The sequence below is a fragment of the Sneathiella sp. genome, assembly GCF_029233945.1.
Classification (GTDB): Bacteria; Pseudomonadota; Alphaproteobacteria; order Sneathiellales; family Sneathiellaceae; genus Sneathiella.
Genome location: NZ_JARGOQ010000098.1, coordinates 1 through 5465, shown reverse-complemented (window position 1 = coordinate 5465; position 5465 = coordinate 1). Strand labels below are relative to the sequence as shown.

Here is a 5465-nt window from a genome sequence, read left to right as displayed (position 1 = left end):
CCGCCACTTGCGCAAATATATCTTTATAACCCGATTCCAGTGCCCAGTTATCGAGGCCCTTGATCAGGCGATCAAAGCGAAGCTCATGGCCAACAGTTACGAAAATCATACGACCGATCCCTTATATTCCGGACCCTTGCGGGCATTTTCACCGCCTGCCAGATGCTCCCATTGCGTGAGCCAGAGATCAGCACAGCCACCCGCCTTCTGCCCGGATAGGGATAGCGCACCCGCATTAGCGATGCTGTCCACCCAGACTGTGCGGGCGCCCATCAGCTTGCCGGCTTTCAAAGCGAAGAAACCTGCAGCGGCGCCGGTCGAAACAATAACGTCGGGGCGCTCGCGAATCAGAATGATCAATATCCCGAAGAGTTGCCGCAGCAAGCGAAATTTCTGCCACCTGTTGGCGTCCACAATCTTGTAAAAGCGTGGTGTCGATTGGCCGCGTCGCGTCGCGTCTGCGATCAGATCATCCCGATAGCCTTCCTTGGTGGTGACATAAACGGCATCGCAGCCATCCCATGCCGCCCGAAGGCGCTGTAGCTGGACCCAATGGCCCCCTGCTGAGGATATCGCCAGTATTTTTGGTTTGTCAGGCATGAATACTCAATCTCTATACTCGCAAAAACTACGTCAGGCGTTCTGCTGAAGCTGACCGAAAGTCCGGACGGAGAAATTCTCCGCCTTTGCCATTTCAAGCAGCTGCCGTGTCGCCTCCAGCACAAATTTATTTCGTTCCTTGTCGATGCTGCGTTCGAAATCATGCAGAAGAACAACACCGCCGCCCGCCTTCTTCACGGCCTCGGCCAGCTTTTCCGGCTCAATCGTCTCCGGATTGGTATCTGTTGAATCTATTGTCCACCACGCCATGCGCCGTCGCTTAAGCCATGTCTGCAACAGCGTCGCCAGGGTGATTTTGCCGTTCGGGGGTCGGAAATAAGTAATCTCGACATCCTTCCGGTTAAGGCAGTCTACTCCCGCCTCTATATCATTGGCGACTTTCCAGGGAAGATCCCTCCATGCGTTCAGATGTGCATAGGAATGGCTGCCGATCTCATGTCCGTTCGCGGCAATTTTCGGCACCACCTCCGAATTATTATCGGCCTGTACCCCGAGCACAAAAAAGGTAGCGGGCGCATTATATTCGGCCAGCAATTCGAGAAGTTCCGGGGTGAAAGTCGCGCTCGGCCCATCGTCATAGGTCAGCACGACCGAATTGGATGCCCGGCACCGCGCCGCCAGATTTCTGACGTTGATGCGTCTGTATAGATAGGGGAGCGCAATCCAGAAGCCCAAAGCGGCAACTATCACCAGACCAATCGTAACGACTGCAAGCATTCCTGAATCCTGATAAGTTATTCTTTTTCCCCAAGGTCAAACATCAATATAGGTAACAGAATCTCGATAATTAGTTAATTTGTTTAATTTTGCCTCGCGGCAATTCCTTTCAGGCAGACGAAATTCGTTTTTTGCAACAGGATATTAATTAAATTCGGCAATAGTTTCTCTGCCCGACGGCAATTAACGGAAAGCCATCCCGTATTTCCGTTATAATATATATGATATTTGTCTAGGATCAGGAGTCTATGAGCCTTTCATCGCAGCAGAAAACAGAGTTGGCAAAGGCGCCCGCGGTTTCGATTATCGTCATCAGTTACAATACGTGCGAGATGACACTGAAGGCCCTTGAAACGACCTATGCGGAAACCCGGGAAACACCGTTCGAGGTTATTGTTATCGACAATGCGTCAACGGATGGATCGGCAGAAGCGCTGAACGCGCAATATGCGGATAAGGCAAAGGTTATGTGCCTCAATGAAAATCTCGGCTTTGCCGCCGCCAATAACCTTGCCGCAAAGGACGCAAGTGGCGAATTTTTGCTGCTGCTCAACCCGGATACGGAAGTGCTCGACGGTGCCATCGATAAGCTGATGGCATTTGCCGATGCCTATCCGGAGGCCGGTATCTGGGGTGGCCGCACCCTGTTCGCCGATCGGAGCCTCAACCCGACATCCTGCTGGACCAACATGAGCCTTTGGAGCCTGACGAGCCAGGCACTCGGATTCTCTTCAATGTTCCGCAATTCCAGCTTCTTCAATCCGGAAGGCATGGGAAGCTGGGACCGGGAAGGTATCCGTCAGGTGGATGTCGTCACTGGCTGCTTTTTCCTCATCCGGCGGGATTTCTGGAACAGCCTTGGCGGGTTTGACAAAGCCTTTTTCATGTATGCGGAAGAGGCAGACCTCTGTGCCCGCGCGGCCAAGGCCGGGGCAAAACCCATGGTCACGTCAGAGGCCACGATCATTCACCACGGCGGCGCGTCGGAAACCGTCCAGTCAGACAAACTCGTGCGGCTGATAAAGGCGAAAATGACCCTCATTTACAAGCACTTTCCCGCGACTACGCGCGGATTGGCCATGTGGCTGATGAAACTCTGGCCGTTGTCGCGCTACCTCGCGCATCTCATCCTTGCCAAGTTCGGACGCCATAGTTCAAAGGAATCACTGGCGGTCTGGAAGAGTGTCTGGGACCGGCGGGATATCTGGTCAAATGTGAGCGATTAGTGTCTCCGCTCGACCACGGAATCGAAATTGCGAAGAAATTGTGCTAGGCCTTCACTATAATAATGACATTCTTCAGAATAACAGGGCGACAGAAACGTGCATTTTCGGCATCTGATATACTCACTCACCGCGATAGCATGCGCCATGGCGAATCTCGCCTTCGCGCAAGATTTGTTTGTCGATTTCAAAAATGGTCGCGATAGCAACAGCGGCATCACGCAAGAGGCGCCATGGCAGCATGCGCCCGGTGATGCGAACGCGGGATCAAAAGCGGGCAACTATAAACTCCGCCCCGGTGACGTCGTCAATTTCAAAGGCGGCGTTGAATATCTGGGAAGCATCACAATTCCTGCCGGTGGTTCAGACTCCCAACCCGTCACCTATAAAGGCAACGGATGGGGCGAAGGACGCGCAATTTTAAGCGGTGCGAAAGAACTCGAGGCTGCCTTCACTCCCTGCGCCTCCGCCGCCGACTGCTACAATAGTCCCAACTGGAAAAATCTTTTTAAATCGACCCTCAAGGAAGAAGTTAACCCCTTTACACCCATGTTTCTCTCCGACGAGCGGGTATGGATCGCGCGCGAGCCAAATCAGCCGGACCCGTTCTGGTTTGACGATTATGAGCATTACAATGTAATCGGCGGTGATGAAAATCGCTCTGTCATGGGCGCGGACTATATTACCCTCGATAGTGGCCTCGATAACACGGACGAAAAGAACTGGCGGAACGCGAGGATCGCGGTCTGGATGAAGCCCAATCTGGTCTTGCTGACAGAAGTTACCGGAATTGATACGGCATCAAGCACCATAAAATTCAACCCGCCCGGCAATGATCCTTACACCGATCGCGAATCATACTATGCCCTGTTCAATCGCCCGTCGGATGTCGACCAACCGGGGGAGTACTTTATCGATAATGAAGCACGTCGGATCGTGATCTGGCCGGAAAACCCGAAAGCAATGGCGAACGGCCGCCTCTATATCAACGAACTAGCCGCTGGCTTTAATATCAACGGAAGCAGCAATCTCGTGATCGAGGAGTTTCACATCCGCCACTATTTCGGCGATCATGACGGTTGGGCCAGCGGAACTGCAATCATCAATTCGGATCATCCGGTCCGCAATGTTGTCATTCGCGACAACTATATCGATCATCTCCGCTCGGTCGAGGGAATTGGCGCAATCCAGCTTCACAAGGCCCAGAATGTGATTGTCAGCAACAATACGATCACCAACAGCCAGAAAAGTTCAGGCATCCGGTTCGGTTTTTCAAAAGACATCATCATTCGCGACAATGTGATACACAAGATAGGCCGAACGGGCATCCGTCTGATTGAGACAGAGAACATCCAGGTAACCGGCAACACCCTCTCGGACATTCTCGGCGTTCATGGCAATGGTATGTCGGTCTATCTGAAGAACAAGACGATCCTCGTCGCCGAGAACATGTTCGACAATGTGCCTTTTGCCTATACCTATCACGGTACGGGAAATATCGAGGAGGCCAACAGCATGTGGTTGCTGAGCAATGTCTTTCTGGGGCGCGTGCGGAGCTGGGGCAGCCAGTTCGGGTCAATGCACTTCCTGCATAATATGATGCTGGCGGAAGTGGAGCCCGGCAAATCTGTCCAAATCCCTGGGGAGGAGCCGTCGACAATTATCAAGAACAACATCATTGATGGCCTGATCGTCTCGCCCGCACCGGAGGACTGGATTTTATCCCACAATATCTATTCCGGACTAAGCTGGCTTCAGTCGTCCAAATATGGCTGGGCGCTGGAACCCGGCGGTGACATCGACGAGGGGATAACAGATCGGATTTGGGCCTTCTTCACGGAAGAGACGCCTCATGTCGCGCGCGGTATGGGCACTAGTATCTACGAGCTGCTGCCCGTCGATCAGTTTAAAGACTATGATTTCAGCTATTGGAAAGAGCCGCGACCGATTGGTCCCCGCGCCATCCCCAGTCCGTAAGGCCCGGAACTAACCATCCATCATCTGTTCGGCCCACAGCTCCGCAGTGAGGAGCTGATATATGCGGGCAGAGTTATCGAGACGGCCTGATTTATGGTCCTTAATCAACTGTTGCACATAGTCGGCATCAAACCAGCCGCGCGATTTCAGTCGCGCCGGGCTTAGTGTGTCTTGTAGCATCTCCGACAGCTCACCGGAGATCCAGCTGCGGATCGGAACAGCGAAGTTTGACTTGGGCCGATAGATAATTTCCTGTGGCAGATATTTTTCCGCGACTTTCTTCAGCAGATATTTCGACGTGCCGTTGGTGTATTTCATATGGCCGGGCAGGTTCATACTGCTGGCGACAAATTCACGGTCAATGAACGGAACCCGCACTTCCACAGATTCGGACATGGAGGACCGGTCCGTATAGGTGAGGTTGAGCCCGCACATAAAGAGCTTGATATCGGTCTGGCAAAGCTTGTTATAGGGATCATCCTGATAGGCAGCCTGCATCACTCCGTCATGATAATCGGCAAGCGCGCCGAGTTGGCTTTCCGCGACATCCGGCATCAGTTGCGACAGAGACTGCTGGTCATACTGCGCATAACTTCTAAGATAAGCCTCATTAGAGGGAAGCTCTGCGAATGAGAGGAATTTTTTCGCCCAGCGTCCAAGGCGGAAGCCGCGCCCGCCGATCTGAACCGGCAGCGCATTCGTCACCGCACGGACAGGACCACGGACGATACCGGGCAATTTGCGATATTTCTCCGCCATCAGCCAGGCCTTCTGCCGGCGATATCCGAAATGCAACTCATCCGCGCCCATGCCAGAGAGCAATACCTTGATCCCCATGTCTTTCGCTGACTGGCAGATCAGCTTGGTATTGAGCGCGGCGGGGTCGCCAATGGGTTCATCCAGGCTGTAGATGACTTTCGGCAGCAG

General features: G+C 53.1%; 5 protein-coding genes. 2 read left to right on the top strand and 3 right to left on the bottom strand.

Going from position 1 to position 5465, the window contains the following annotated elements:
* Positions 1–105 precede the first annotated feature (105 nt).
* Both P1U71_RS17620 and P1U71_RS17615 read right to left on the bottom strand, forming a co-directional pair.
* Positions 106–600: a hypothetical protein gene (locus P1U71_RS17620; protein ID WP_301106984.1), complete on the bottom strand. Its 495-nt coding sequence runs from the start codon at positions 598–600 to the stop codon at positions 106–108.
* Positions 601–633: 33 nt separating this feature from the next.
* Positions 634–1338 (bottom strand): polysaccharide deacetylase family protein, encoded by a 705-nt coding sequence (locus P1U71_RS17615; protein WP_301106983.1) that lies wholly within the window; start codon positions 1336–1338, stop codon positions 634–636.
* A 248-nt stretch (positions 1339–1586) separates the two neighbouring features.
* Here P1U71_RS17615 and P1U71_RS17610 point away from each other — a divergent pair, with 248 nt between their 5' ends.
* On the top strand, positions 1587–2564 hold the full coding sequence (locus P1U71_RS17610) for a glycosyltransferase family 2 protein (protein WP_301106982.1): 978 nt from the start codon (positions 1587–1589) through the stop codon (positions 2562–2564).
* 144 nt (positions 2565–2708) lie between these two features.
* Entirely contained in the window at positions 2709–4538 is a 1830-nt protein-coding gene (locus tag P1U71_RS17605) for a right-handed parallel beta-helix repeat-containing protein (protein ID WP_301106981.1), read from the top strand.
* Between the two features lie 9 nt (positions 4539–4547).
* Here the strand turns inward: P1U71_RS17605 and P1U71_RS17600 are convergent.
* On the bottom strand, positions 4548–5465 hold a 918-nt coding region (locus tag P1U71_RS17600), incomplete at its 5' end, for an asparagine synthetase B (protein ID WP_301106980.1).